This window comes from Clostridium celatum (assembly GCF_021412605.1).
Classification (GTDB): Bacteria; Bacillota; Clostridia; order Clostridiales; family Clostridiaceae; genus Clostridium; species Clostridium celatum.
Genome location: NZ_JAJKGM010000137.1, coordinates 1 through 203, shown reverse-complemented (window position 1 = coordinate 203; position 203 = coordinate 1). Strand labels below are relative to the sequence as shown.

Annotated in this window: 1 tRNA gene; it reads left to right on the top strand. The window is 51.2% G+C overall.

Features of this window, described 5'->3' with window-relative positions:
• Positions 1-128: 128 nt before the first annotated feature.
• Positions 129-203: transfer RNA gene (locus LPC13_RS16890), tRNA-Glu, on the top strand.

Sequence of the window (203 nt, the reverse complement as noted above, 5' to 3'; positions counted from 1 at the left end):
CAGTAGCTCAGTTGGTTAGAGTGCCGGCCTGTCACGCCGGAGGTCGAGGGTTCGAGCCCCTTCTGAGTCGCCAATTTTTTAAAGTGCGATAATAACAAAAGAATATTAGTATGATGAACAAAAGCCTAGGCCCCTTGGTCAAGCGGTCAAGACACCACCCTTTCACGGTGGTAACAGGGGTTCGATTCCCCTAGGGGTCACCA